The organism is Streptacidiphilus sp. P02-A3a (assembly GCF_014084105.1).
GTDB lineage: Bacteria > Actinomycetota > Actinomycetes > Streptomycetales > Streptomycetaceae > Streptacidiphilus.
On sequence record NZ_CP048289.1, the window covers coordinates 5,940,453 to 5,967,024 of the forward strand.

General features: G+C 72.5%; 24 protein-coding genes. 11 read left to right on the plus strand and 13 right to left on the minus strand.

The window, feature by feature from the left end:
• Positions 1-62 precede the first annotated feature (62 nt).
• Positions 63-560, plus strand: a complete 498-nt coding sequence (locus GXP74_RS25520) for a tetratricopeptide repeat protein (protein WP_182453579.1) — start codon at positions 63-65, stop codon at positions 558-560.
• A 29-nt stretch (positions 561-589) separates the two neighbouring features.
• On the opposite strand, the gene GXP74_RS25525 is transcribed toward GXP74_RS25520, so the two are convergent.
• From GXP74_RS25525 to GXP74_RS25535, 3 genes are all read right to left on the minus strand, one after another.
• Positions 590-730: a hypothetical protein gene (locus tag GXP74_RS25525; RefSeq protein ID WP_182453580.1), complete on the minus strand. Its 141-nt coding sequence runs from the start codon at positions 728-730 to the stop codon at positions 590-592.
• A 57-nt stretch (positions 731-787) separates the two neighbouring features.
• Entirely contained in the window at positions 788-1,627 is an 840-nt protein-coding gene (locus GXP74_RS25530) for an MgtC/SapB family protein (RefSeq protein WP_370468461.1), read from the minus strand.
• Positions 1,628-1,733: 106 nt separating this feature from the next.
• Positions 1,734-2,243: a tetratricopeptide repeat protein gene (locus GXP74_RS25535; protein WP_182453581.1), complete on the minus strand. Its 510-nt coding sequence runs from the start codon at positions 2,241-2,243 to the stop codon at positions 1,734-1,736.
• A gap of 138 nt (positions 2,244-2,381) precedes the next feature.
• Between GXP74_RS25535 and GXP74_RS25540 the strand changes: the two genes are divergently transcribed.
• Positions 2,382-2,879, plus strand: coding sequence for a hypothetical protein (locus GXP74_RS25540; RefSeq protein WP_225448174.1), 498 nt, complete (start codon positions 2,382-2,384; stop codon positions 2,877-2,879).
• A gap of 55 nt (positions 2,880-2,934) precedes the next feature.
• Here GXP74_RS25540 and GXP74_RS25545 read toward each other — a convergent pair whose 3' ends face one another.
• Positions 2,935-3,213: a DUF397 domain-containing protein gene (locus GXP74_RS25545; RefSeq protein WP_225448175.1), complete on the minus strand. Its 279-nt coding sequence runs from the start codon at positions 3,211-3,213 to the stop codon at positions 2,935-2,937.
• 120 nt (positions 3,214-3,333) lie between these two features.
• On the minus strand, positions 3,334-4,380 hold the full coding sequence (locus GXP74_RS25550) for a helix-turn-helix transcriptional regulator (protein ID WP_182453583.1): 1,047 nt from the start codon (positions 4,378-4,380) through the stop codon (positions 3,334-3,336).
• An 828-nt stretch (positions 4,381-5,208) separates the two neighbouring features.
• Here GXP74_RS25550 and GXP74_RS25555 point away from each other — a divergent pair.
• The 3 genes from GXP74_RS25555 to GXP74_RS25565 all read left to right on the plus strand — a co-directional run bounded on the left by GXP74_RS25555 (position 5,209) and on the right by GXP74_RS25565 (position 7,886).
• Entirely contained in the window at positions 5,209-5,676 is a 468-nt protein-coding gene (locus GXP74_RS25555) for a hypothetical protein (protein WP_182453584.1), read from the plus strand.
• 144 nt (positions 5,677-5,820) lie between these two features.
• Complete coding sequence (locus tag GXP74_RS25560) at positions 5,821-7,254, plus strand: MFS transporter (protein ID WP_182453585.1); 1,434 nt, start codon at positions 5,821-5,823, stop codon at positions 7,252-7,254.
• A 44-nt stretch (positions 7,255-7,298) separates the two neighbouring features.
• On the plus strand, positions 7,299-7,886 hold the full coding sequence (locus tag GXP74_RS25565; RefSeq protein ID WP_182453586.1) for a cysteine hydrolase family protein: 588 nt from the start codon (positions 7,299-7,301) through the stop codon (positions 7,884-7,886).
• 40 nt (positions 7,887-7,926) lie between these two features.
• On the opposite strand, the gene GXP74_RS25570 is transcribed toward GXP74_RS25565, so the two are convergent.
• The 5 genes from GXP74_RS25570 to GXP74_RS25590 form a co-directional block, all read right to left on the minus strand.
• The gene (locus GXP74_RS25570) at positions 7,927-8,373 is read right to left on the minus strand and encodes a MarR family winged helix-turn-helix transcriptional regulator (protein WP_225448681.1); all 447 of its coding nucleotides are present in this window, start codon (positions 8,371-8,373) and stop codon (positions 7,927-7,929) included.
• A 48-nt stretch (positions 8,374-8,421) separates the two neighbouring features.
• Positions 8,422-8,994 carry a YbhB/YbcL family Raf kinase inhibitor-like protein gene (locus GXP74_RS25575; RefSeq protein WP_182453588.1) on the minus strand — a complete coding sequence of 191 codons (573 nt, stop codon included), beginning with the start codon at positions 8,992-8,994 and terminating at the stop codon, positions 8,422-8,424.
• On the minus strand, positions 8,991-11,285 hold the full coding sequence (locus tag GXP74_RS25580) for an isochorismatase family protein (RefSeq protein WP_182453589.1): 2,295 nt from the start codon (positions 11,283-11,285) through the stop codon (positions 8,991-8,993). The genes GXP74_RS25575 and GXP74_RS25580 overlap by 4 nt, the downstream gene beginning before the upstream one ends.
• Positions 11,286-11,316: 31 nt before the next feature.
• Entirely contained in the window at positions 11,317-11,757 is a 441-nt protein-coding gene (locus GXP74_RS25585; RefSeq protein ID WP_182453590.1) for a MarR family winged helix-turn-helix transcriptional regulator, read from the minus strand.
• Positions 11,758-11,828: 71 nt separating this feature from the next.
• Positions 11,829-12,503: a GAP family protein gene (locus GXP74_RS25590; RefSeq protein ID WP_182453591.1), complete on the minus strand. Its 675-nt coding sequence runs from the start codon at positions 12,501-12,503 to the stop codon at positions 11,829-11,831.
• A 205-nt stretch (positions 12,504-12,708) separates the two neighbouring features.
• Here GXP74_RS25590 and GXP74_RS25595 point away from each other — a divergent pair, with 205 nt between their 5' ends.
• From GXP74_RS25595 to GXP74_RS25615, 5 genes are all read left to right on the plus strand, one after another.
• A complete protein-coding gene (locus GXP74_RS25595) occupies positions 12,709-14,454 on the plus strand; it encodes a SulP family inorganic anion transporter (RefSeq protein WP_225448176.1) in 1,746 nt (581 codons plus the stop codon).
• A gap of 163 nt (positions 14,455-14,617) precedes the next feature.
• Positions 14,618-15,622, plus strand: a complete 1,005-nt coding sequence (locus GXP74_RS25600) for a hypothetical protein (RefSeq protein ID WP_225448177.1) — start codon at positions 14,618-14,620, stop codon at positions 15,620-15,622.
• 69 nt (positions 15,623-15,691) lie between these two features.
• The gene (locus GXP74_RS25605; RefSeq protein ID WP_225448178.1) at positions 15,692-17,563 is read left to right on the plus strand and encodes an HSP90 family protein; all 1,872 of its coding nucleotides are present in this window, start codon (positions 15,692-15,694) and stop codon (positions 17,561-17,563) included.
• Positions 17,563-20,487, plus strand: a complete 2,925-nt coding sequence (locus GXP74_RS25610) for a hypothetical protein (protein ID WP_182453592.1) — start codon at positions 17,563-17,565, stop codon at positions 20,485-20,487. Before GXP74_RS25605 ends, GXP74_RS25610 begins: the two co-directional genes overlap by 1 nt.
• Positions 20,488-20,688: 201 nt before the next feature.
• On the plus strand, positions 20,689-22,908 hold the full coding sequence (locus GXP74_RS25615) for an NADP-dependent isocitrate dehydrogenase (RefSeq protein ID WP_182453593.1): 2,220 nt from the start codon (positions 20,689-20,691) through the stop codon (positions 22,906-22,908).
• 101 nt (positions 22,909-23,009) lie between these two features.
• Here the strand turns inward: GXP74_RS25615 and GXP74_RS25620 are convergent, their stop codons facing one another.
• Positions 23,010-23,873 carry an ABC transporter permease gene (locus GXP74_RS25620; RefSeq protein WP_182453594.1) on the minus strand — a complete coding sequence of 288 codons (864 nt, stop codon included), beginning with the start codon at positions 23,871-23,873 and terminating at the stop codon, positions 23,010-23,012.
• Positions 23,870-24,877 (minus strand): ATP-binding cassette domain-containing protein, encoded by a 1,008-nt coding sequence (locus tag GXP74_RS25625; protein WP_182453595.1) that lies wholly within the window; start codon positions 24,875-24,877, stop codon positions 23,870-23,872. Before GXP74_RS25625 ends, GXP74_RS25620 begins: the two co-directional genes overlap by 4 nt.
• 168 nt (positions 24,878-25,045) lie before the next feature.
• Between GXP74_RS25625 and GXP74_RS25630 the strand changes: the two genes are divergently transcribed.
• Entirely contained in the window at positions 25,046-25,780 is a 735-nt protein-coding gene (locus GXP74_RS25630; RefSeq protein ID WP_225448179.1) for a TetR/AcrR family transcriptional regulator, read from the plus strand.
• Positions 25,781-25,790: 10 nt separating this feature from the next.
• Here GXP74_RS25630 and GXP74_RS25635 read toward each other — a convergent pair whose 3' ends face one another.
• The gene (locus GXP74_RS25635) at positions 25,791-26,465 is read right to left on the minus strand and encodes an endonuclease V (RefSeq protein WP_225448180.1); all 675 of its coding nucleotides are present in this window, start codon (positions 26,463-26,465) and stop codon (positions 25,791-25,793) included.
• Between the last annotated feature and the right edge of the window lie 107 nt (positions 26,466-26,572).

Sequence of the window (26,572 nt, forward strand, 5' to 3'; positions counted from 1 at the left end):
GCCACGGTTTTCGCCACGCGCCCGCCCGCCGCCGATGATCGGATATGGCAGCATGCACGAGCATGGACGATCAACGCGACAAACTGCTGGCCCGGGCCGTGTCCCTGCGCAAGGCCGGGACCGAGCGGGCCTGCGCGCAGCTGGCCCAGCTCTCCGACCAGCACCCGCAGCAGGCCGCGCTCGCCTACCAGGCCGCCTGGGCGCACGACCGGCTCGACCTGGAGGCAGCAGCCGTCCCCTACTACGAGCGCGCGTTGAGCAATCCGGACGACCTGTCGAAGGACGAGCGGTACGGCTGCCTCCTGGGGCTGGGCAGCACCTTCCGGAACGTCGGCCGGTACGAGTCGTCCCTGGCCACCCTCCGTCGCGGCCTGGCGGAGTTCCCCGACGACCCGGCCCTGAGCGCCTTCCTGGCCATGACCCTGTACAACCACGGCGACGCCCGCGAGGCGGTCCGCACCCTGCTCCACGTCACCACCGCCACCAGCGCCGACCCCCAGGTGCAGGCCTACCGCCGGGCGATCGACCACTACGCCGACCACCTGGACGAGCGCGGGTGACACCCGCCGACCGGTCCGGCACCGGCTGATCAGTGCCGGGGGAAGCCCGGGATCCGGTGCAGCACCAGCACCGCGCCGATCAGCAGCAGCACCCCGACCACGATCGCGCCGAGCACGATCTGACCGATCAGCACCGTGTCCGCGTCCCGCTCTTCCTGCGTCTTGGTCAACCCTCACCCCTCCTCGCCGCCGCGCCACCGTCCGGCGCCCACGCGATCGTAGCTCCGCTACTCGTCGTTGAAGCTGCTGCGGCGGCAGGCCAGTACGCCGTCGGTACCGGCCAGATGGCTGGTCAGGGTGTCCACATGGCCCCGGCCCTGGACGGTGAGGGCGATCTCGACGGTCCGCTCCGCGCCCCGGCGGGTCGCCACGTCGTCATCGGCGTCATCGGCGTCGTCGGGCGCGGAGTCGGGGCCGGGGTCGGGGGCCAGGTCGGCGTCCGGGGCCAGGCCCGTGTCGCTACCCGCCTCGGCGCCGGTGACCGCGATGGTGCGCAGCTCGGAGACCGCGAAGCCGTCCCGCGTGCACTGCTTCAGCAGTTCCCGCAGCAGGCCGGAGCCCTGGAGGTAGGTGATCCGGTAGGTGACCGGCACCGCGCGCAGCGACGGCAGCCGGTGGGTCAGCGGACGCACCACGTAGGAGACCGCGAAGTAGGTGGCGGTGGCGAGCAGCGCCAGCAGCGGCAGGCCCGCCGCCGCTGCCGACCCGACGGCGGCGGTCAGCCAGATGGTGGCGGCGGTGGTCAGCCCCTGGACCGAGCCCCGGTGCACGAAGATCACCCCGGCGCCGATGAAGCCCAGCCCGGACACGATCTGGGCCGCCATCCGGGAGGGGTCGAGCTCCACCGTCCCCGCGTGCAGGACGTCGGTGAAGCCGTACTTGCTCACCAGCGTGAACAGTGCCGCCCCGACGCCGACAGTGGTGTAGGTGCGCAGCCCGGCCGCCTTCTGCCGGATCTCACGCTCCAGCCCGATCGCGCCGGAGAGCAGCAGCGCGACCGCGAACTCGGCCACCTGCGTCCACCCCTGACCGATGGGTTCGCTCACTCCCGCCGCCAGCTCCCGCATGCCCCGCCTCCAGCTCCGCACCGTTCCGCCGACCACCGGCACGAACGGCCCGGTGGACTGGAGATCATTCCCGCAGGGGCCCGATCCACACGGCTCCACCCGGATGTCACGGCGTCGCGGCAGCCTCGGCCCGGTCGACCAGCCGCAGCGCGGTCTCGGTCGCGGCGATGAGCGCGGGGTCCCCCTGGGCGCGCCGCTGGCGCAGGGCGTCTTCGAGCAGGGCCCGCGCCTCCCTGGTCCGCCCCTGGTCCAACCGTTGCTTGCCCAGGTGCTGAAGACAGAAGTAGCGCAGGTCCGGGGCGTGCTCCTGGCACAGCTGAAGGGCCCGCTGGTAGTGCGGCTCCGCCGCCTCCAGGTCACCCCCGTAGCGGTGGGCGTCACCCAGATTGATGTGGACGGCGACGGCCCGCTTGTTGTCCGCGAGCGCCAACGCCCGTTCCAGCGTGGCGATCGCCTCCTCCCGGCGGCCCAGCACCAGGAGTCCGACGCCCGCCCGACGCAGCGGCGCCGGCTCCTCAAGCGGTTCGTCGAGCAGCGCTGTCACCGCCCGGAGCAGCGCCTCCCGGTCAGTGGGGACCATCCGGCCGAACTCGTCCAGGGTGATCAGGTTCTCCATGGAATGAGATTAGACGAGAGATCCTGACGGAAAATCAGACCCCTTGGCAGGCAAATGAGATCATCGCAGCCACAGGACGGCAGCCGACAAGGGGGAACAGTGTCAGTCAGGGATGTGATAAAAGGTTGCGGATGCCTGGTGGGCGCCGTGGTGCTGTACGTGGCAGGGAGCCTCGTCTGGGACGGGATCTCCGATTCGAGGCAGACCAGCGCCAACCACGCGGCAGCGAGCCAGTTACAGGCCACGCTGGCGGCGGACTTCGCCCAGCAGCTCGAATGGCCGACTCAACGTTCCACGCCCACCGACGCCGACCTCCGACGCGCCGCCCAACAGGCTCTCGCCGCTGTTGAAAGCCCGAGCGGCCCCAGTCCCGTCACCGCCCTGGGCTTCGAGGCCCTGGAGCCGGTGACCCGTGGCCCGGAGCTCACCGTCGACGTCAAGGCGGTCGCCTACTACCGCGTCGCGGGCATCTTCGTCTCCAGCAGCCTCGGGGACACCCACTGCTTCCAGGTCCGGCTCCCCCTCCCCGAGGGACCGTCCGCCAAGTCCGCCGTCACCCCCCTCCCCAGCTGCCCGGCAACCCCGACCCCGATACCCGCGCCCGGCTGGGCCACGAGGTCCGCACAAGGGAAATGACGCGACGGCGGCGCCCCCGCAGGCTTGTGCCGGGGCACCGCCGTTCCTGCTGGGACTACGGCGTGACGTACTGCTCGCCGAAGGCGAAAGCCGGGTCACCGGCCTTGACAGCGGCCACGAACGACGCGAACGCGGCCGTGCTAAACGGCAACACCGGCGAACGATCACCAAGCGTGGTGTCCACGACCGGGGCGATCCCAACGGACAACAGGTCACGCGACGTACCCACGCACCCGTCATTGCCCCCCGAATAAGAGGACTTGAAGATGTTGATCTCAGACAGCTCGAAGGTCGGGTTCACATTGACCACCTCTCCAATAGCGCGGCGGATCACATCACGGGACTCCTGCACGGCAGTGCCGAGGCCCGAACCCGATCGCAACGCGCGGCAAACCCAGCCACCTGCGTTCGACGCGGTCGGGCTTGTGCCGGGGCACCGCCGTTCCTGCTGGAATTACGGCGTGACGTACTGCTCGCCGAAGGCGAAAGCCGGGTCACCGGCCTTGACAGCGGCCACGAACGACGCGAACGCGGCCGTGCTGAACGGCAACACCGGCGAACGATCACCAAGCGTGGTGTCCACGACCGGGGCGATGCCAACGGACAACAGGTCGCGGGACGTACCCACGCACCCGGCGTCACCGCCCGAATACGAGGACTTGAAGATGTTGATCTCAGACAGGTCGAAGGTCGGGTTCACATTGACCACCTCTCCAATAGCGCGGCGGATCACATCACGGGACTCCTGCACAGGCAGTGCCGAGGCCCGAACCCGATCGTAACGCGCGGCAAAGCCAGCCACCTGCGTTCGATCATTCGTGATCTGCCCCTGCGCCAACGACTCGGTGTAGAACCAGCTCCGGCCATCCGGCATGCCCAGCAGGATGACCGTGGCATTCAACGTGGTCAGCAGCGGTCTGCCGAGAGGGACGACCTGCACGATGACGTTCGGACGCCGCGACATCTCCAGCATATGGCGAAGCTGGTTGACCATAACCCGGGCCCCACCTACTTGACGACGGAGGACAGATTCGTCCAGTAGTACGGAAAATCGCAGCGCACCCTCACCGAACATGATTCTCTGGCGGGACAACCGAGCCGCCGTCATTTCCTCCACGCGCTTCGGTGGGTGCCCCCAGAGGGTGAACTGTCCACGCGCGTACTCTTCGGTCTGGAGCATGCCGGGCACCTCAAAGGCGTGCCACGCCTGCAACGTGAGCGCTTTCGCCTCCAACTCGACATAGCGCTGGAACCAGTTGGGGTAGAAGTTGTTCACCTCCCGGGTGACGTACTCCAGGTTTCGTTCCAGGATGCCGCCGGTGGCCAGGACCGCGTCGAGGCGAATCGCGATCCGGTCCGTCGGGAACGTCAGGCCGCGCTCCAACTCGCTGATCACCGACTGGTTGCACGGCACGGCCGCCGCGAGTTGCGTCTGCGTCATCCCCCTCGCACCGCGCCAACGCAGCAGCTCCCGCCCCCACACCGCTGCGGCGTTGCTCACCGGTTCGTCCTTCTCTGCCTTCCGACGTGGCATGTGCCCTCCCGTGGGACGTTTTATTGCTTGTGGCTGTACCCATACGCCAGGGCTTGGCCGGTGTGGTGCGACGGCCCGAGACTGATGGGGCATCACACCACAGTGGGCCCCCGTCGGGGTACCGCTACGACGAGGTTTTCCAAGGACCAAGAAAGCACAGGAAAACAGTAGGCATCAACCGTTCCCAGATTCGTACAGTTGAACTGAAGAGCCATACCAGCATCCGGGCCGACCGTGCGTCACTTTCAGACGGAACGGTTGCGAACCATGCAATCAGCGAGGCGGAATGAGTGACAGACGGGAATCGACGGCCGCCGGGTGGAACCCGAGACTCGGGTCCTTTGCCCGGGACCGCGCGAAGGGTCGGGTCGGGGTCGTGATGGGGAGGTACGCCGGGCAGGTCTACCTGCGGCCGCCCGGTGGTGGCATCGAGTGGACCGCCTGCCCGGAGGATCTGGAGCCCGCCGACAGGAGCGACGAACTCAGCTCCCGGGTAAGGGAGTTGAATGCGAACAGCAGTCACGGGCGGCCCTGGTGACGGCGGCGGGCAACGGCTCCCGGCGCACCCGGCGATCCGGTTGCTGCCTTGACGACAGCCACCCGGAGCTGCATTCGCTCTGCTCCGGACGCTTCGGCTACCGGGCCGGTCCGAACTCCAGCCCCGAGGAATACCTCTGCAATTGCCCGTGCCACGACTCGGCCGCGCCGACGCTGCGCCGCACCGCAGATCCGAAGTGGCGGGAGAAGTAGTTGAACATGCTTCGTTTCTACACAGAGAGTGCCAGGAAAGTGGAGTTGACAGAGAACCCGCGTGCCCGGTACGCGGCGGCGGTGCGCCGCGCCTGCGACGAGGACGACCTACCGCGCATCCGGAGCCTGTTCGCGGAGGCGACAACCGAGATCTTCACGCTGCGCGGGCTGCTGTCGCGTGAGGACGAGATCGCGCTCGGCGTCCGACTGGCGCCCAAGTACCAGGCCGGGGCCAGCCTGCTGGTGCTCTCCGGCGAGATCGGCCGCAGTACCCAGTACCTGGCCAAGGTGCTGCGGCTGGCCGGGGTCACCATCCGGCCCGCGTACCGCCCGATTCGGACCACCTACCCGGTCAACCTCACCGAACTGCGCCGCAGGTACGAGAACGGGGCCTCGGTCTCCAGCCTGGCCCACCTGATCCACTACTGCCGCGAGAGCACCCGCAAGTTCCTCGTGGCCGCCGGTGCCGATCTGCGCCACCAACCCAGCCGGGGACTGCCCGACCGCGCCTGACTCCGGCTTCCGCCGCTGGGCACGGACGCGGAACGAGATAGGCAGGAAACCTGCTAATATTAAGCAGGCAGCCTGCCTATCTCCGCCGGGACCTCCGCCGCAGGTCTGCTCAGTCGGTGAGGCCCCGGAGGAAGGAGCCGTGCCGTGGCACTCGCTGACCAGACCAGTCTTCCGCGACGGCCCGCCGGTACCGGCGGCCCCGCAGACGAACCCTTCGGGCCGCGCTTCGTGGCGCCGCTCTACCTGGGGGCCGCGCTCAACCCGGTCAACAGCTCGATCATCGCGACGGCGCTGGTGTCGATCGCCGCGGCCCTGCACATCGCCGTCGGGGACACCGCGATCCTGATCTCCAGCCTCTACCTCACCAGCGCGCTGGCCCAGCCCGCCGCCGGGCGGCTGTCCGAGGTGTTCGGGCCCCGGAGGGTCTTCGTCACCGGAATCCTGCTGGTACTCGCGGCCGGGGTGGTCGGCTCGCTGGCGCACTCGCTGGCGGCGCTGATCGTGGCGCGGGTGCTGATCGGCGCGGGCACCTCGGCCGGGTACCCGTCGGCCATGCTGCTGATACGCCGCCGCGCCGAGCGCGCGGGGCAGGACGCCCCACCGCGCCAGGTGCTCGGCGGGCTGGCGATCACCGGGGCCGCGACCGTGGCCGTCGGCCCGGCCATCGGCGGACTGCTGGTCGGCTGGTTCGGCTGGCAGACCGCGTTCTGGATCAACATCCCGGTCGCGGTGCTGGCCCTGGCGCTGGCACTGGCCGGGATCGCCCCGGACACCGAGCCGGTGCGCGTCGGCTCGGCGCGCGTCCTGGCCGCCCGGCTCGACCTGCTGGGCATGGCGCTGTTCGGCGGCTCGCTGACCGCGCTGGTCGTCTTCCTCAACGAGCTGCCGCACCTGGAGTGGGCCGGGCTGGTCGCCGCGCTGGTCCTGGCCGTGGCCCTGGTCGGCTGGGAGCTGCGGGCCTCGAACCCGTTCCTGGACGTCCGGCTGCTCGCCGGGAACCGGGCGCTGACCCGCACCTACCTGCGCAACGGGCTGACCCTGATGGGGACGTACGTGATCCTCTACGGGCTCACCCAGTGGCTGGAGGTCGCCCGGGGGCTCTCCGCCTACCAGGCCGGACTGGCGCTGCTGCCGATGGGCGCGCTGACCGCCGTGACCGCGCGGGTGGTGGCCAACCGGACGGGGGTGCGGCTGCCACTGGTCGCCTGCGGCGCGCTGCTGCTGGTCGGCGCGGTGGCGGTGCTGTTCATCGGGAGCAGCACCCCCATGGCCGTGGTGATCGCGGTGAGCGCGGTGTTCGGGCTGACCGCGGGCGCAGGGACGGTGGCCAACCAGACCGTCCTCTACCAGGAGGCTCCGGCCGCCACCGTCGCTACCGCCGCCGGGCTGCTGCGCACCTTCGGCTACATCGGGTCCATCGCCTCGGCCGCGATCACCGGCACCGCCTTCCACACCCGCGTGGACGACGGCGGCTTGCACCGGATCGCGTGGGTGCTGGTGCCGATCGCCGCGGTCGTCCTGGCGATGACCGTCCTCGACCGGCACCTGGCCGACGCCGGTCAATCACAGACCAACTGACGAACAGTCATCTCATCAAAGATCAGAGAGAGTTGAGTAGCACCATGACCAGCACCATCGACCCGACCAGCACCGCCCTGTTGCTGATGGACTATCAGCCCGCCGTCCTGGCTGCCGTTCCCGACCCCGAGGGGGTGCTCGCACGCGCCGCTGAGGCGCTGGCCTGGGCCCGCGCCCACGGTGTGCCGGTCGTCTTCGTGCGCGTCGCGCTGACCGACGCGGAGGCCGCCGCCGTGCCCGCCCGCAACAAGGCGTTCGCCCAGGTCGCCGCCGCCGGGTACATCGCCGAGGGCACCCCCGGGACGGCGTTCCACGACTCGCTGGACATCCAGGAGCACGACCTGACCGTGCGCAAGGTGCGGATCGGCGCCTTCGCCAGCGACACCGACCTACGGGCCGAGCTGCGGGTGCGCGGCGTGGACACCCTGGTCCTGGCCGGGCTGTCCACCGGCGGCGTGGTGCTGACCACGCTGCGGCAGGCGGCCGACGAGGACTACCGGCTGTTCGTGCTGGCCGACGCCACCGCCGACCCCGACCCGGAGGTGCACCGGGTGCTGATCGAGAAGGTCTTCCCGCACCAGGCGGACATCATCACCACCGCCGAACTCGGCGCGCTGAGCACGGCGAGCTGAGCACGGCGAGCTGAGCACGGCCGGGAGCCGCTGACGCGGATCAGACTCCGCTGTCGGCGAGTCGGTTCATGATGGCCGCGGCCCGGTCGAGCGTCACCCGCTCGTCCGGGCCGAGCGTCGTCGAGATCGCGCCCGCCAGCCAGGCCTCCCGGGCCGGCGAGATGCGCGCGACCAGGGCCCGTGCGGCCCCGGTCGCGCTGAGCAGGGTCCGGCGGCCGTCGTCCGGGTCCTTCTCGGTGGCGATCAGGCCGCCGTCGCGCATCGCCGCGACCGTCTCCGCCATCGACTGGCGTCGGACGTGCTCGGCCTGGGCGAGCTCGCTCACGGTCAGCGGACCGTCCTCGATGATCCGGTGCAGCGTGTTCAGGTGCGCCCAGCTCCACGGGTGGTCGTCGATCGCGGACTCGGTGCGCAGCCGCGCCCGCAGCCGGGTCATCGCCCGCATCAGCTCGACGGCCGTGCCCTCGGGCGCCGCGGGTTCGCTCATCACCAGGTCAGCATAGGACAGCGCGCGGCGCTCCCGCACGGAGCGGCGTCAGCGTTCGTAGACGCCGGTCAGGCTGGCGCGGGCGAGCACCGGCGAGGCGACCGTGGGCAGCAGTGCGCGGGGGCGCGCCCGGTCCAGCGGGGTCGCGGTCGGTTCGCTGCCCACCGGGCTTCCCAGGGCGAAGAGCTGGAACACGTAGCGGTGCGGTCCGTGGCCCTTGATCGGCCCCGGGCCATGGTAGCCGCGGCCGATGGTGGACCGCAGTGCCCGCACCCCGGCGGCGGGCTGCTTCCCGGCCAGGGCGCCGGGCTCCAGCTGCCCGACCGCCGGGTCGATCAGGGCGAGGCAGTGCACCGCGGGCTTGGCTATCGGGACGTCGATGTCCTCGACGACCAGGAGCAGCTGGGCGGTGCCGGTGGGCAGTTCGCTCCAGGCCAGGTGCGGGGAGCGGTCGGCGCCCCCGACGTTCCTGGCGCAGTGCTCCAGCGACATGGTGCCGTCGTGGCTGAAGTCGCGGCTGGTGAGGGCCAGCGTCCCGGGGCCCTGGAGGTTGGGCAGGTTCCAGGCCAGGTGGGTGTCGCCCGCCCGGCGGTTGTGCAGCAGTCGTCCGAGCAGGCTCATCGGGTGGCCTCGACCGTCTCGATGACCTCGGCGGCGGTGGCGGTCTCGCCCAGCTTGGGGAATATGCGGGAGACGCTGTGCTGGTGGGAGGCGGGGTCGGGGTCGGCCATGGCGTCGGTGGCCAGCACGACGTGGTAGCCGTGGTCGACGGCGGAGCGCGCGGTCGACTCGACGCCCGAACTGGTGGAGACCCCGGCGAGCACGACCTGGGTGACGCCCAGGTCCCGCAGCAGGGTGTCCAGCCCGGTGTCGTGGAAGGCGCTGCGGCGGCGCTTGGTGACCAGGTGGTCGGTCGGCTGCACGTCCAGCTCGTCCACCAGGTCGGCCCAGCCGGGCGGGAAGGCGCCGCGGCCCGCGGACGACCTGGTCTCGCTGCGGCCGGGCGCGACGCCGGTGACGTTGACCAGGACCACAGGCAGCTGGTGCCGGCGGAACTCGGCGGCCAGCTGCGCCGCCTGCTTGACCACAGCGGTGAACTCGGGGCCGCCGTGGGCGGCGAGGATGCCCTTCTGCAGGTCGATCACGACCAGCGCGGACCTGGGGTCGATGGTGGTCAGTGCCATGGTTGCCTCTTGTCTGGGTGACGGAACGGGGTGGGATTCGGGAGTGGGGTTGGCGCCGCGCAGCAGTGAGGTGACGGCGGCGAGGAAGGCGAGGGTCGCGCCGAAGCCGAAGACGATGACCAGGCCCGAGTGGAACGGCCCGGATATCAGGTGCGGGAAGAACTCGCGCCCGGTCAGGGCCTGTTGCTGGGCCGCCGTGAGATGCGCCAGCGCACCGCTGGGTTGCAGCAGGTGCTGGACCGGGTTGACCCCGAGTTGGGCGGCGAACAGCGACGAGACCGGGGGCAGGCCGCCGACCTGGGCGGCCAGCTGGGCCGGAACGCCCTGCTGGCGCAGGCCGCTGGTGAGGGTGTGCGGGAGGCTGCTGGCCAGTCCGGCGATCATCAGCGAGAAGAACACGCCGATGGAGACGGCGGTACCCGAGTTCTGGAAGGTGGCCCGCATGCCGGAGGCGACGCCGCGCAGCTCGCTCGGCACGCTGCCCATGATGGCGGAGGAGTTGGGCGAGGCGAACATGCCGCTGGCGATCCCGTTGAGCGCGATCAGCACCGCGAAGATCCAGTAGCCGAAGTCGACCGGCAGCGCCATCAGCCCCAGGAAGCTGGCGCCGAACAGCAGCGCCCCGCCGGTGGCCAGGCCCCGGGAACCGATCCGGTCGGACAGGTAGCCGGACACCGGGCCCGCGGCGAGGAAGCCCGCGGTCAGCGGCAGCATGAAGATCCCGGCCCACAGCGGCGTGTTGCCGTAGTCGTAGCCGTGCAGCGGCAGCCAGATGCCCTGGAGCCAGATGATCAGGACGAACTGCATGCCGCCGCGGCCGATCGAGATGGCCAGGCCGGCCAGGTTGCCGAAGGTGAAGGCCCGCAACCGGAAGAGGCTCAGCTGCACCATCGGCGCGGAGACGCTCCGCTCGATCACGACGAACGCCACGAGCAGTGCCAGCCCGCCCACGATCAGCCCGTCGACCAGCGGGTTGGTCCAGCCCATGGTGTGGCCGCCGTAGGGCTGGAGGCCGAAGGTCACCCCGACCAGGACCGCGCTCAGGCCGATCGCGAAGGTGACGTTGCCCCACCAGTCGATCCGGCCGCCGCCGCGCTGCCCGGTCTCGCGCAGCGTGCGGTAGGCCCACAGCGTGAAGAAGACACCGACGGGCACGTTCACCCAGAACACCGCGCGCCAGTCCCAGGCCGCCAGCAGACCGCCCGCGACCAGGCCGATGAACATCCCGCCGAGCCCGGCCACCTGGTTGATGCCCAGCGCGAAGCCGCGCTGCTCCTTGGGGAAGGCGTCGGTGAGGATCGCGGCGGAGTTGGCGGTGAGCATCGAGCCGCCGACGGCCTGCGCCACCCGCCAGCCGATCAGCCACATCGCCCCGTGGCCGCCGTCGAAGGGGTCGAAGGAGAGCAGGATCGAGGCGAAGGTGAACACCGCGAAGCCCGCGTTGTAGATCCGGACCCGGCCGAACATGTCGCCGAGTCGGCCCACGGTGACCACCAGTACCGCCTGGACCAGGCGGTACCCCATGATCATCCACAGCAGGTAGGCGATGTTGCCCGGGGCCAGCGGGTCCAGGTGGATGCCCCGGAAGATCGCGGGTAGCGCGATCAGCACGATCGAGCCGTCCAGCGCGGACATGAAGACCGCGGCGGTGGTGTTCGTCAGCGCGGTCCACTTGTACCGGTCGACGACCGGTGGACGGACGGCGACCGCCTCGGGCTGATCAGTCATCAGCGTCGTTCCTCATGGTTCCCTCTCCGCATCAGATGTTCCGGGCCAGGCGCTCCAGCAGCGTCGCCGCCGCGGTCAGCTGCTCCAGCTCGGCGGGCGTGAACGCGCCGCTGGTCAGGGCCTGGGCGACGAGCTCGGTCCGGGCGTTGCGCTTGTCCTTCAGCGCCTTCGCGCCGGCCTCGGTGACCGACAGCACCACCCGCCTGCCGTCGTCCGGGTCCGGACGGCGTTCGACCAGGCCGCGTGCCCGCAGGGCGCTGAGGGTCGCCCCCATCGCCTGCGCGGTGATCTGCGCCTCCCTCGCCAGCGCGGCGGAGGTGGTGGGCCCGGAGCGGTCCAGGGAGGACAGCGCGGTCCGTTCGGGCATGGTCAGGCCGCCCCCGGCGGGTACTTGGCGTACCCGGCGCACCAGCAGGCTGACGCTCGCCAGGAGGGTCGCGGCGACGCTCCCGGGGTCCAGATCGTCGTTCATATGCTAAGGCTACCTTATCAAGCAGCCTTACGGTTTCCTCCGGCCAGAAGGAGTCAGGAGGGTCAGGAGGGTCAGGAGGAGTTCAGCCCGCTGAGGGCGTCGCCGACGTACTTGGCGCCCAGGACCAGCAGCACCACGATCATGATCGCCGCGTTGTGGGCGGCCATCCACCCCTTCCAGCTGGTCAGCACCCGCCCGGCGCGCTCCCCGCCGAAGAGGTACACGACCAGCGGCAACGTGGTGCACAGCGAGGCGATGAGCACCATCAGCACCACCGCGACCGTCTTGCCGCCGCCGCTCGCGCCGCTGCCCGCGATCGAGACCGCGCCGCCGACGGTGAGCACCAGGTTCTTCGGGTTGGCCACCGCCAGGGCCACGGCCAGGCCGCCGGACTTGCCCGGGGTGAAGGTGTCCACGGTGCGCATCCAGCCCGGGGTCTCGGCCGCGTGGCCCTCGCGCGGGCGGCCCTGCCACTGCTTGGCCGCGAGCAGCAGGAACAGCAGGCCCAGCGCCAGTTTCAGCCACAGCGTCCAGCGGGCCGGGTCGCCGCCGGTCCGCATGCCGCCGCCGAAGGCCACGATCAGCGCGCTGAGCAGGGCGATGGAGCAGCTCCAGCCGAGCGCGAAGGCGATGCCGTTGCCGCGACCGCGCGGGGTGGCGAGCATCAGGATCACCGCGATCAGCGGGATCGGGCTGATCGCGATGCCGACGGCGGACGCCAGCATCTGGCCGATGGCATTGCCCACGGGTGCTCCCTCACTGCTGCGCGCGGCTCACGCGACGGCGCGCGGTCTGCTCCGAAGCTAAGCCGGGAGCCTGCTTCCCGCCATCCGACAGCGGGCTGACGTCCGGTCTCACCTGAACGGGCGGCAGCGGTCGCGTCCGCCGAGGGCGTCCGGGAGGCTGCCAGCAGGGACCGGGCGGGCAGGAGCGAGGGAGGCGGTTGCGACGGTGGCCGAGCGCACCGGACCGCAGCGCCAGGCGGAGCCGGGAAGCGCGCTGCGGCGGCTGACCGCACGGTGGGGGCGGCCGGTCGCGGCGGACCTCACCGCCGGGGTGGTCACCGGGCTGTTCAGCATCCCCGAGGGAATGGCCTACGCCTCCATCGCCGGGTTCAACCCGGTCGCCGGGCTGTACGCGGGCGTGGCGCCGCCGATCCTCGGCTCGCTGGCCGCGCCGACCGTGCTCATGGTCACCACGCTGACCAGCGCGATCGCGCTGACCGGCCAGAGCGTGGTGACGAACGCCGGGCTCGACCCGCACGCGCCCGGGACGGTCGCCGCACTCACGCTGCTGGTCGGTGCGGTGATGCTGGCCATGGGCGCGCTGCGGCTGGGCGTGGTGCTGAGCTTCGTCTCCAACGCGGTGATGACCGGCTTCTCCACCGGCATCGCGCTGCAGATCGTCACCGGGGTGCTCAAGGACGCCACCGGCTACCAGCCCGCCGGGCACAACAAGCTGCTCCAGCTGTGGAACTGGCTGATCCACCTGGACCACTGGCAGCTCGCACCGACCCTGGTGGCCCTCGCCACCATCGCCGTCTGGGCGCTGGCGCACGCGGTGCGGCGGCTGGCGGCGGTGGCCCTGCTGATCGCGATGGTGCTGGTCAGCGTGGCGGTGGGGGTGCTCGGCACGGACGTGGAGCTGGTACGCGGCATCGCCCGGATCCCGGCGGCGCTGCCCGGCTTCTCCGCGCCGGACTGGGGCGCGATGCCGCACCTGGTCGGCGGCGCGGTCTCGGTGGCCCTGGTCGCACTGGCCCAGGCCGCCGGGGTCGCGCCGTCGATGCCGAACCCGGACGGCAGCCGCTCCAGCGTCAACGGCGACTTCGCCGCGCAGGGGCTGGCCAACCTCGGCGGCGGCCTGTTCAGCGCGCTGCCGTCGGGCGGGTCGCTGTCGCGGACCGGGGTGGCCACCAGCGCCGGGGCGCGGACCCGCTGGGCCGGGGTGATCTCCGGGGTGTTCCTGGCGCTGGCGGTGCTGCTCTGCGGCAAGCTCGCCGAACGCATCCCGATGCCGGTCATCGGCGGGCTGATCCTGGTCATCGGCGGCGAGCTGATCTGGGGCAAGCGCGGCGACATCGTCCTGGTCTGCCGGACCTCGCCGCTGTCCGCCGTCGCCATGCTGGTGACCTTCGGCGCCACCACCCAGCTGCCGCTGCAACAGGCGATCGTGATCGGCGCGGTGCTGTCGCTGCTGCTGTACTGCGTCCAGGCGGCCCGGCAGAGCCGACTGGTCGAGCTGGAGCGGGACGCCGAGGGCGCCTGGTCCAGCACCAGCGTGCCGGTGCCGACGGTGCTGGCTCCGGGCCGGGTGACCGTACTCAGCTACGAGGGCACCAGCCTGTTCGCCGAACTCCCCCGGCTGGAGACCCGGCTGCCCCGGGTCGACGGCGCCCGGGACGCGGTGCTGGTACTGGTGATGCGGACCGCGCCCGACGTCCCCTCCTCGGCGATCCTCAAGCTGATCGGCCGCTACGCCGCCCGGTTGGACGCGGCGGGCGGGCGGCTGCTGCTGGCCGGGGTCCACCCGCAGCTCGCGGAGATCCTGCGGCGGACCGGGATCACCGCGCGGCTCGGCGCGGACGCGGTCATCCCGGCCGTCCCGGCGCTGCTGGAGCCGCTGGACCAGGCGGAGGCGCGGGGCCGCGCCTGGATCACGGCGCGCCGGGAGCGGCGGGCCCGGGAGCAGGCGTAGCGCGGCCGACTCACGGCGGATTCAACAAGCCAACGCTCCGCGGGCCCGGCGGACCCGGGCAGGGCGGTGCTGGACTGGCGTGCGATTCGTGATAGGTACTTCCCCTGCGCGCTCGGCGTACTGCCCGGCCGGAGTCCGTGAACGAATCGAGGGGGAAATCGTCATGTCGCTTTTCCGACGCCGGTCCCGGAGCGGGAGCCAGGACGGTGGGGCGGCGCCGGTCGTGCCCGCGCCGTCGGGCCCGCCGCCGGTACTGGACGACCTGTGCGGGGACGCCGAGCTGCTGCTGATGCGCGATCAGGCGGTCGCGGGCGACTGGGCCGCACTGCGGGAGGGTCTGGCGGCGATCACCGACCAGACCGAGCTGACCTGGGTGCTGATCGCCCTGGCCGAGGTCGCCGGGGTGGAGGAGTGGACGTCGCGGGCGGTCGCCGAGGAGCCCGACTCGGCGCTGCCGCTGTTGCTCTCCGGCGCCCGGCAGGTCGCCTGGGCCTGGGAGGCCCGCACCCGGCAGTCGGCCAAGCACGTGAGCCAGGACCAGTGGAAGGCGTTCCGGAGCCGACTCGCGACCGCCGAGGAGCAGTTGTTCGAGGTCGCCGAGCGGGAGCCGGAGTGGCTCGCCCCCTGGTACTTCCTGCAGCACAGCGGCCGGGGCGCCTCGCTGGACCAGGAGGTCTGCCGCTACCGGTTCGAGGCAGCGCTACGGCGCCGTCCCGGACACCTGGCCTCGCACCAGGCGCGGTTGCAGCAGCTGTGCGCCAAGTGGGGCGGCTCGCACGAGGCGATGCACGCGTTCGCGCAGGCCTCGATGCGGGCGCAGCCGGAGGGCAGTCCGTTCGGCGAGCTGGTCGCGCTGGCCCATCTGGAGCGCTGGGTGGACCTGGACGGCGGCGACGCGGGCCGGGCGTACCTGACCCGTCCGGAGGTGCTCGCGGAACTGCGCGAGGCCGCCGAGCGCTCGGTGCTGCACCCCGACTTCCAGCGGCGGCGCGGCTGGCAGGCCACGTACAACAGCTTCGCCATGGCGCTGTCGCTGGCCGGTGAGCGGGCGACCGCGCACCGGCTGTTCCAGGCGCTGGACGGCACGGCCACCACTTTCCCCTGGCGCTACCTGAGCGGGACTCCGGTCGACCAGTTCGGCAAGCACCGGGACCTGTGCGCGCAGTAGCGCGGCGCTCCCCCAGACCCACCGTTCCCGCCGACCTCGCGATCCCGCCGACCGAAAGAGCCAGCTCCGGTGTCCCCCAACGAAATCCCGTCGGACAGCCCCGCCAACGCGCACACCTTCCAGGTGGACCTGCGCGGTCTGGTGGACCTGCTGTCCCACCACCTCTACTCCAGCCCCCGGGTGTACCTGCGCGAACTGCTGCAGAACGCGGTGGACGCGATCTCCGCCCGGCAGGCGCTCGACCCGGCGGCGCCGGCCCGGATCACCGTCCGCGCCGACGGTGAACTCACCGTCACCGACACCGGCATCGGCCTGACCGAGGCCGACGTGCACACCTTCCTGGCCACCATCGGCCGCAGCTCCAAGCGCGACGCCGAGGGGCGGCTGGACGGCACCGGGCTGGCCTCGGCGCGCGGCGACTTCATCGGGCAGTTCGGCATCGGCCTGCTGGCCTGCTTCGTGGTGGCCGACGAGATCACCGTGGTCACCCGCTCCGCCGCCGCCCCGGACGCCCCGGTGATCGAGTGGCGCGGCAGCTCCGACGGCCGGTACACCATCCGCACCCTGCCCGCCGGGGCGCAGCCGCAGCCGGGGACCACCGTCCGGCTGGCGCCGCGCGCCGACGCCGCCCAGTGGACCCGCGCCGACCAGGTGGTGGCGCTGGCCCGGGACTTCGGCAGCCTGCTGCGGCACGAGGTGACCGTGGTCGACGGCAGCGGGAGCGAGACCCGGATCAACCGGACGCCGCCGTGGGCCGCCGCGCACGGCTCCCCGCTGGCCCGGCGCGAGGCGCTGACCGAGTACTGCCGGACGACGTTCGACTTCACCCCGCTCGACTGCATCGACCTGGACCTGCCGGTCGCCGGGCTCAGCGGGGTGGCGTACGTGCTGCCGGACGCCGTGCCGCCGTCGCGGCGGGCCGGGCACCGGGTGCACCTGAAGGGCATGCTGCTCTCCGACAAGGCCGATGAACTGCTGCCGGACTGGGCGTTCTTCGTCCGCTGCGTGGTGGACACCGACAGCCTGCGGCCGACCGCCTCCCGCGAGGGGCTGTACGCCGACGAGACGCTGGCGGCGGTGCGGGACGCCCTGGGCGGGCGCATCCGGGACTGGCTGACCGGCCTGTCCGCCAGCGATCCGGCGCTGCTGCACCGCTTCCTCGGGGTGCACCACCTGGCGGTGAAGGCGCTGGCCCGCCACGACGACGAACTGCTGCGGATGCTGCTGCCGTGGCTGCCGTTCGAGACCACCGACGGCCGGGTCACCCTGGACGAGTTCGCCCGCGCCCACCCGGTGATCCTGGTCACCCGTACCGTCGAGGAGTTCCGCCAGGTGGCGCCGGTGGCGGGCGCGGCGGGCCTGGGCGTGGTCAACGGCGGCTACACCTACGACCGCGACCTGGTGCACCGGCTGCCGGAGATCCGCCCCGGCAGTTCGGTGGCCGACCTGGACCCGGGCACGGTCACCGCGCACCTGGACGCGGTCGACCCCTCGGTCGAACTCGCCGCCGCCGCGTTCCTCGGCATCGCCCGCGAGGTGGTCGGCCGCTTCGACTGCGATGTGGCGCTGCGCACCTTCCACCCGGCCGGTGCCCCGGCGCTGCTGCTGGACGACCGGGAGGCCAGGCACGAGCGCACCCGCGCCCAACTCGCGGACGACGCCGACGGGTTGTGGGCCGACATCCTGGGTTCGCTGCGCGCCGCGACACCCCGGGCGCAGCTGGTGCTGAACCACCTGAACCCGCTGGTCCGCCGGGCCGCCTCGATCACCCACCGGGAACTCGCGGTCACCGCCGTGGAGGCGCTGTACGGGCAGGCGCTGCTGCTCACCCGGCGTCCGCTGCGGTCCAGCGAGAGCGCCCTGCTGAACCGTTCCTTCATCAGCCTGCTGGACCACGCCATGCTCGGCCACGAGACGGCCGCCCCCGGGAAGGACGCCTAGTGCTGGACACCACCGAAGCCGTGCTGGACGCGCTGCGCGCCAACGACGAGCGGCCCTACGGCCACGAGCGCACGGTCACCGCCGAGGAGATCACCGAGGCCGCCGAGCAGTTCGAGGACCGGCCGCTGCTGATCGCCTGCCTGCTCGACCTGATGGAGGCCTACACCTACGACGCCGAGGCGCGGAAGTCCCCGGTGGTCTTCGCCCGGGTGCTGAAACTCTGGGACCAGCACCCGGAGGACTTCAACGACTGGGCGAAGCAGCAGGTCTTCTGGCGCTTCAAGTGGGTGGCGGCGGCGCTGCGCGGCGTGCCCGAGGTACCGCTGGCCGCGATCCGGCGCTGGCACACCGAGATGCGCGACCGCTACCGAGTCGCCGGATTCGGCCTCCAGCCCTACTACGCGCAGGAGTTCCACCTCGCCGTGCAGACCGGGGCGGCCGTCGACGAGGCCTTCGAGCTGTGGGCCGCCCGGCCGCGCTCCGAGCTGAGCGACTGCGTCGCCTGCGAGGCGCACAGCCGGGCCGCGCACCACATGCGTCGCGGCGACGACGCGCGGGCACTGGAGGTCTGGCAGCCGGTCCTGGACGGACGCAGCACCTGCAGTGAGGAGCCGTACTCCAGCCACGCGAGCGCGCTGCTGCCGCTGCTGCGCCTGGGCCGCACCGACGACGCCCGCTCCAGCCACCTGGTCGGCTACCGGTTCGCCCGGGGCAAGTCCAACCTGGCCGCCGAGGTCGGGCTGCACCTGGAGTTCTGCGCGCTCAGCGGCAACGCGGCGCGGGGTCTGGAGATCCTGGCGGAGAACCGCGACCTGTTCGGGGTGGTCGGCCGCCCGCTGTCGCAACTCAACTTCCTGACCGGGGTCGAGGTGCTGCTGAACGTGCTGGAGGCGGAGGGCCACCGCGAGATCCCGGTCAGCGGGCCGCCCGGGGCGAACTGGACCGCAGCCTCGCTGCTCGCCCGGATCCGGCCGCAGGCCGAGGAGTTGGCGGCGCAGTTCGACGCCCGCAACGGCAGCGACACGATCAGCGCCCGGCGTCGCGCCCGGCTCGCGCAACAGCCGCTGCTCGCCGAGCCGTTGGCGCTCGGCGTGCGCGCCGCGCAGCTGCCGGGCGCGGCGGGCGCACCGGCCCCGGCTCCGGCGGCCCGCCCGGCGGCCGAGCCGATCCCGCAGGACCTGGTGCAACTGGTGCTCCGGGCACGGGAACTGCGGCGGATCGAGCATCCGGACGCGTGGCAGCTGTGGCAGCGCGCGGCCCAGCTGGTGGCGGCCGAGGACTACACCCACCCGGAGGATCCGGAGCTGGGCAGCGAGGAGCGGCTGCGGGCCGACCTCGCCGAGGTGCGCGCCCAGCAGCTGCGCGACGCGGGCGACGCGGACCAGGCCCGGACCGAACTCCTCAGCTCGGTCGCCCTGTTCGAGCAGGCCGGGCTGCCCGGCCGGGCGCTGGCCAACCGGGCCAGGCTCGTCGTACTGGGCCCGGAGCAGCCGGAGACACCGGCGGACTGGGCCGAACTCGATGAACTGCTCTCCCGCGCGCTGGAGTTGCTGTCAACCGGGGACGAGGTGGTGCGGACCAATTATCTGACTGTCCGTCATGTCCGGGTTTTCGTGGCGCATCGCGAGCTGGTGGCGGCGCTGCCCGAGCCGCCGCCCGCGACCACCGAGCGGTTCGCCGCCGAGGTCGAGGCGATGCTGCGGCGCGCCGCCGAACTGGGGGCCGGGCACCGTGCGGTCGCCGCCCGGCACTGCGCCGCCGACATCGCGGCCCGGCAGGGGAGGTTCGCCGAGGCCGACGCGCAACTGGACGAGGCGGTGCGGCTGTTGGAGCAGGTCGAGCGGCCCTGGAGCATCCCGCCGCTCACCGGCCTGCGCGGACAGGTCAGGCTCCGGCAGCAGCAGCCCGCCGAGGCGAAGGACCTGTTCCAGCAGGCCGTCGCCGAGGCCACCAGGTGGCGGCTGCGGCCCTTCCCCTTCGGACCGCTGTACGCGATGCTCGCCGAGGCCTGCGCGCATTGCGACGACTCGGCCGGGACGGTCCGGGCGCTGTCCGAGGCCGCCGCCCACTTCGACCGGGACGACGAGCCCGGACGGGCGGCCCAGATCCGGCTGCGGCTGGCCGCCGAGCTGCGCCGGGCCGAACGCGGCACGGACGCGGTCGCGGTACTGGAGTCGGTGCTGCTGGACCCGGCCGCGGCGCGGCTGGACGAGCGGCTGCGCGCGCAGGCCCGGCTGGAACTGGCCCGGGGACTCACCCAGCTCAAGGAGTTCCGGGACGCCGCCGAGGAGTACCTGCGGCTCGCCGACACGGTGGCCGGGTGGGCGGACCAGGACACGCACACCATGGTCGCCAGCGAGGCGACCGTCGCCCTGGCCGAGGCCGGCAGCTGGGAGGCCGCCGACGCGGCCCGCGAGCGCACCCTGGCCTCGCACGCCCGGGCGCCGCGGACCGAGCAGGTGGCGGCGATGCTGCGGGAGCTCGCCCGGCTCACGACCGTGGCGCGGGGCGCGGACGGGCTGGAGTCGGCCCTGGCCCGGCTGACCGAGGCGCGGGCGGTGCTCGACCGGGCCGCGACACCGGGCGACCAGGCCCCGGGGCACCCGGTCGGCCTCGCCTTCCAGGCCGCCGGCCTGCACTACGAACGGGCCTGCTGCTACGCCCGGGCGGAGCGGCCCGAGGAGGCCCTGGCCGCGGCGGAACTGGCGATCGCCGGGTACGAGGCGGGCGGCCCGCAACTGGAAGGCCCCCGGGCGGAGGCGGTGCGGGTGGCCTCGGTGCTGGAGGGCCGCGCGCTGGGCAGGCCGGACGCGGCCCGGGCCCGGCTCGCCCCGGCCATCCGGCGCTGCGAACAGGCCGGTCTGGGCGACGCCGCGAAGATCCTGGTCGAGCTGCGCGACAGCCTGCCGCGGCCCCGGGGCTGACCGTCGTCGGCCGCCGCCGACCGGGCGGCGGCCGACGCGCCGGGGCCGTGGTCCGGATCCGTGGTCGCCCGGTCACGCTCCGCTGCGGCGACCGGTCCGCAGTTGGCCGAGCCGGCGAATCGACACCGGGGTCGGTACCCGGGAGGGGCCATCAGGAGATATCTTGATGTCGAGACGTTGTAGACGTGAAGCGGAGTACCGGTGACTGACTCGACCATCATCTATACGCACACTGACGAGGCCCCGGCCCTGGCAACGCATTCGTTCCTGCCCGTGGTCCAGGCGTACGCCTCGACAGCGGGCGTCAGTGTGGAGACTCGCGACATCTCCCTGGCCGGGCGGATCATCGCCAGCTTCCCGGAGCGGCTCCAGGAAGGGCAGCGGATCCACGACGCCCTGGCCGAGCTGGGCGAGCTCGCCAAGACCCCCGGGGCCAACATCATCAAGTTGCCGAACATCTCGGCATCCATCCCGCAGCTCAAGGCGGCCGTCGCGGAGCTCCAGGCGCAGGGCTACGCGCTGCCGGACTACCCGGACGACCCGAAGACCGACGAGGACCGCGACGTCCGCGCGCGCTACGACAAGGTCAAGGGCAGCGCCGTCAACCCGGTGCTGCGCGAGGGCAACTCCGACCGCCGCGCGCCGCTCTCGGTCAAGAACTACGCCAAGGCGCACCCGCACCGCATGGGCGCCTGGACCCCGGAGTCCAAGACCAACGTCGCGCACATGACGGCCGAGGACTTCCGCTCCACCGAGAAGTCGGCCGTGGTCGCCGAGGACGGCGTGCTGCGGATCGAGCTGGTCACCGCCGACGGCGGCACCACGGTGCTGCGCGCCTCGGTGCCGGTGCTCGCCGGTGAGGTCGTGGACGCCTCGGTGATGCACGTGGCCGCGCTGCGCGAGTTCTTCACCGCCCAGGTCGCCCGGGCCAAGGCCGAGGGCGTGCTGTTCTCGGTGCACCTCAAGGCCACCATGATGAAGGTCTCCGACCCGATCATCTTCGGCCACGTGGTCCGCGCGTTCTTCCCGAAGACCTTCGCCCAGTACGGCGCGACGCTCGCCGCCGCCGGTCTGAGCCCCAACGACGGCCTCGGCGCCATCTACAAGGGCCTGGACTCGCTGCCCGAGGGCGCGCAGGTCAAGGCCTCGTTCGACGCCGAGCTGGCCGAGGGCCCGGCCCTGGCCATGGTCGACTCCGACCGGGGCATCACCAACCTGCACGTCCCCAGCGACGTCATCGTGGACGCCTCGATGCCCGCGATGATCCGCACCTCCGGCCACATGTGGGGCCCGGACGGCGACGAGGCCGACACCCTCGCGGTGATCCCGGACAGCAGCTACGCCGGGGTGTACCAGGTCGTCATCGACGACTGCCGCGCGCACGGCGCCTTCGACCCGGCCACCATGGGCTCGGTGCCCAACGTCGGCCTGATGGCGCAGGCGGCCGAGGAGTACGGCAGCCACGACAAGACCTTCGAGATCCCGGCCGACGGCACCGTCCGGGTGGTCGACGCCGCGGGCAACACCGTGCTGGAGCAGCCGGTGGCCACCGGCGACGTGTTCCGCATGTGCCAGACCAAGGACGTGCCGATCCGCGACTGGGTCAAGCTCGCCGTCAACCGCGCCCGCGCCACCGGCAGCCCGGCGGTGTTCTGGCTGGACGAGAGCCGCGCCCACGACGCGCAGCTGATCACCAAGGTCAACGCGTACCTGCCGGAGCACGACACCGAGGGCCTGGACATCCGGATCCTCACCCCGGAGCAGGCCACCGCGTTCTCGCTGGAGCGGATCCGCAAGGGCGAGGACACCATCTCGGTCACCGGCAACGTGCTGCGTGACTACCTGACCGACCTGTTCCCGATCCTGGAGCTGGGCACCAGCGCCAAGATGCTCTCGGTGGTCCCGCTGATCAACGGCGGCGGCCTGTTCGAGACCGGTGCGGGCGGCTCCGCGCCGAAGCACGTGCAGCAGCTGCTCAAGGAGGACTACCTCCGCTGGGACAGCCTGGGCGAGTTCCTGGCGCTGGCGGTCAGCTTCGAGCACCTGGCGCAGACCACCGGCAACGCGCGGGCCCAGGTCCTCGCCGACACGCTGGACCGGGCGACCGGTACGTTCCTGAACGAGGACCGTTCGCCGGGCCGCAAGCTGGGCACCATCGACAACCGGGGCAGCCACTTCTACCTGGCGCTGTACTGGGCGCAGGAGCTGGCCGCGCAGACCGGGGACGCGGAGCTGGCCGCCGCGTTCGCGGGCCTCGCCAAGACCCTGGCGGAGCAGGAGCAGACCATCGTCGGCGAGCTGATCGCCGTCCAGGGCTCCGCGGTCGAGATCGGCGGCTACTACCAGCCGGACGCCGCCCGGGCGACGGCGGTCATGCGTCCGTCGCAGACCTTCAACGAGGCGATCGCCACCCTCGGCTGAGCGGTTGAGTCGTTGAGCGACTGAGTCGTTGAGTCGCTGAGGAGTCACGGAGGTCCCCGGGCCGGTTTCGGCCCGGGGACCTCCGTCGTTCCCGTGGCGGCTCAGCGACCGTGGGCGCTGAACCGGCGGACCGCCAGCGGGACGAACAGGGCGAGCAGCAGCGCCGACCAGGACAGCGCGGCGGCCAGCGGGTGGTGCAGCGGCCAGGGCGCGGCGGCGGTCTGCGGAGCGGCGTCGCCGAACAGCTCGCGGACGGCCTCGGCCACCGAGCTGACCGGGTTCCAGTCGGCGGCGGCACGCAGCCAGCCGGGCATCCCGCCGGTGGTCACGAAGATGTTGGTGACCATGCTGAACGGGAACACCAGCACCGACAGCTGCCCGGCGGTGTCCTCCCGGCCGACCAGCAGCCCCAGGAAGACGCCGACCCAGTTGGCGGTGAACCGGAACAGCAGCAGCAGTCCGAACGCCGCCGCCGCGTCGGCCAGGCCGCGGTGCGCGCGCCAGCCGAGGACCAGCGCCACGCCGATCATCATGGCCAGCACCACCACGCTGACCAGCAGGTCGGCCAGGGTCTGGCCGAACAGCGCGGCGGAGCGGGAAATCGGCATCGAGCGCAGCCGGTCGGTGACCCCGCGCCCGACGTCGCGGGCGGCGCCGGTCATGCTGGGCATCACCCCGTTCACCGCGACCAGCATGAACATCCCGGGCATCAGGTAGTCGCGGTAGCTGCCGCCGCCGGGGACGCTCATGGCGCTGCCGAAGATGTAGCCGAAGACCAGCAGCATCGCCAGCGGCGCCAGCAGTGAGGCGGCGATCAGGCCCGGCGAGTGGCGGTAGTGGAGCAGGACCCGGAGCGTCAGCGTGCCCGCGTCGGAGGCGGCCCGGCGCGCCCGGCCGGGCTCCGGCGCGGGGACGCCGGGGGTCGGCGGGCCGGGGGTCGGCGGGCTGGGGGTCAGGGCGCTCATCGGGTCACCGTTCGGGTCCGGTCGGAGCCGGAACCGGCCTGCGGGCGGCCGGTCAGGGCGAGGAAGGCGTCGTCCAGCGAGGGGTGCCCCAGGGCCACGTCCACCGCGGCGACACCGGCGGCGTCCAGCTCGCGGACGAGCTGCGGCAGGGCGATCCGGCGGCCGGGCGCGGTGACCGCGCTGACCCGGCCGCCGACCGGGTCGAGCGCCGGTTCGCCGCCGGTGAGCGCGGCCAGTACCGCCGCCGCCTCGGGCAGCCGGACCGGTTCGGCCAGGGCCACCTCGACCCTGGTCCCGATCGCGGACTTGAGCCGGTCCGGCGGTCCGGAGGCGATCACCCGGCCGTGGTCGACCACCACCACGTCGTCGGCGAGCCGGTCGGCCTCGTCCAGGTACTGGGTGGTGAGCAGCACGGTGGTGCCCTCGGCCACGAGCTCCCGGACGACGGTCCAGATGTCGTTGCGGCTGCGCGGGTCGAGGCCGGTGGTGGGCTCGTCCAGGAAGAGCACGGCGGGCCGGGTGACCAGGCTGGCGATCAGGTCAAGGCGGCGGCGCATGCCGCCGGAGTAGGTGCGCACCAGCCGGTCCGCGGCGTCGGCGAGCCCGAAGCGCTCCAGCAGTTCCTCGGCCCGGCGGCGGGCGCCCCGGCGGCCGAGGTGGTGCAGTCGGCCCACCAGGTGCAGGTTGTCGCGCCCGGTGATGCCCTCCTCGACGGCCGCGTGCTGGCCGGCGAAGCCGATGGCGCGGCGCACCAGGTCGGGCTCGCGGACCACGTCGTGCCCGGCCACCCGGGCGCGCCCGGCGTCGGGGTGGCACAGCGTCGCCAGGATCCGTACGGCGGTGGTCTTGCCCGCGCCGTTGGGCCCGAGCACCCCGCAGACCGTCCCGGCCGGGACGGACAGGTCGAGGCCGCTCAGCGCCCTGGTGCCGCCGAAGCTCTTGTGCACGCCCTCGGCCTCGACGGCCGGGCCGTCGCGGGAGGCGTCATAGCTGTTCGGGCCCATACGTCCGCCTTTCCAGGCTTTCTAAGTGCAGTGTACGTAGAAGCGCTCCGCGCCGAGAGTACTACGACGTACGGTGTACGTGTCCAGCCCCGGGTCCGGCAGCGCACCGGGCTCCCGGCACCCACTACCGTGAGAGCGTTGGGAAGCTCCAGAAACGAGGTGGCCCGCGTGCCGTCCATCGCATCCGAGTCCGGCGGCAGGCCGCCCGCGAAGGCCGCCCCGGGCATGATCTGGCTGCGGCCCGAGCGCACCGGCCGGGGTCCGGAACCGGCGCACAGCCGCGCCGAGATCGCCGCCGCCGCGATCGCCCTCGCCGACGCCGACGGCCTGGAGGGGGTCTCCATGCGCAAGATCGCGGCGGCCCTCGGCGCGGGCACCATGTCGCTGTACAACTACGTGCCCAAGAAGGAGCACCTGTTCGACCTGATGCTGGACGCCGCCGCGGGCGAGCTCACCCTCCCCGAGCAGCCCTCGGGAGAACCCAGGGCGGATCTCACGCTGCTGGCGCACGAGCAGCTGGCCGCCATGCGCCGCCACCCCTGGCTGCCGCAACTCGTGGTCAGCCGACCGTCGATGGGGCCGAACGCGCTGCGCTGCACCGAGTTCTTCCTGGGCGCGCTGGCGGACTCACCGCTCGGCGGCGGCACCAAGATGCAGCTGTTCGCCATGTTCAACGGCTTCGTCACGCAGTTCGCGGTGTGGCAGCACACCGCGGCCGGGGAGGACACCGCGCGCTGGCAGGCCGACCTGGTCGACTACCTCGGCGGCGTGATCGCCGGGGGCCGGTACCCGTACCTGGCCGCCACCCTGGGCTCGGGCGCGGCGGCGCCACCGGACGCGGACAGCGTCTTCGCCGACTCGCTGGACCGCACCCTCACCATGATCCTCGGCCCCCGGCCGTGACCGCCCCGGCTCAGCCCGCCGCCAGGACGTCGCGGCAGAGCCGGTCCGCCAGCCGGGTGGTCTCCGGCTGCCGGTACCTCGGGCTCAGCGCGAGCGTGTACCGGCAGGCGTGGTCGAGGTCGATCAGGTGCCCGGCCGAGACGAAGACCGGCTTCACCCCGGTCCTGGTCCGCACCGCCCGGCCGACCGTCTCCGCGCCGTCCAGCAGCGGGGCGGTGGCACCGCGCTCCGCGCCCAGCTCCGGACAGGCGTACCGGAAGGGCGATTTGGCGACACCGAAGCACGGGATCCCGGTGACCACGCCGAGATGGCTGGCCAGGCCGAGCCGACGCGGGTGCGCCACGCCGTAGCCGTCGCAGACGATCAGATCCGGCGCCCGCTCCAGCGCGGCCAGCGCGTCCAGCACCGCCGGCAGTTCGCGGAAGGCCAGCAGTCCGGGCAGGTACGGGAAGGTCACCCGGCCGGTGGCGGTGGCCCGGTCCACCACAGCGAGCGTAGCCGCGTCCAGCACCACGGCCGCGGCCACCACCCGGTCCCGGGCGTCGTCATAGGCCACGTCCACCCCCGCGATGGTGCCCCCGCCGGACAGGTCGGGGCCCGGACCGGCGACGTCCACCAGCGACCGCAGCCGCTGCTGCACCCGGATCGCCGACTCCTCGTCGGCGGGCCAGCTCTGCTCCCGCACGATCCCCCCTCCGGCACCCGGTACTCCGGCCGCTCCGGCCCGGGTTCACCACCGTAGGGCACGCCACCGACACGCTGGGAATCCGGTTGACGTCCGGCACCGGACCG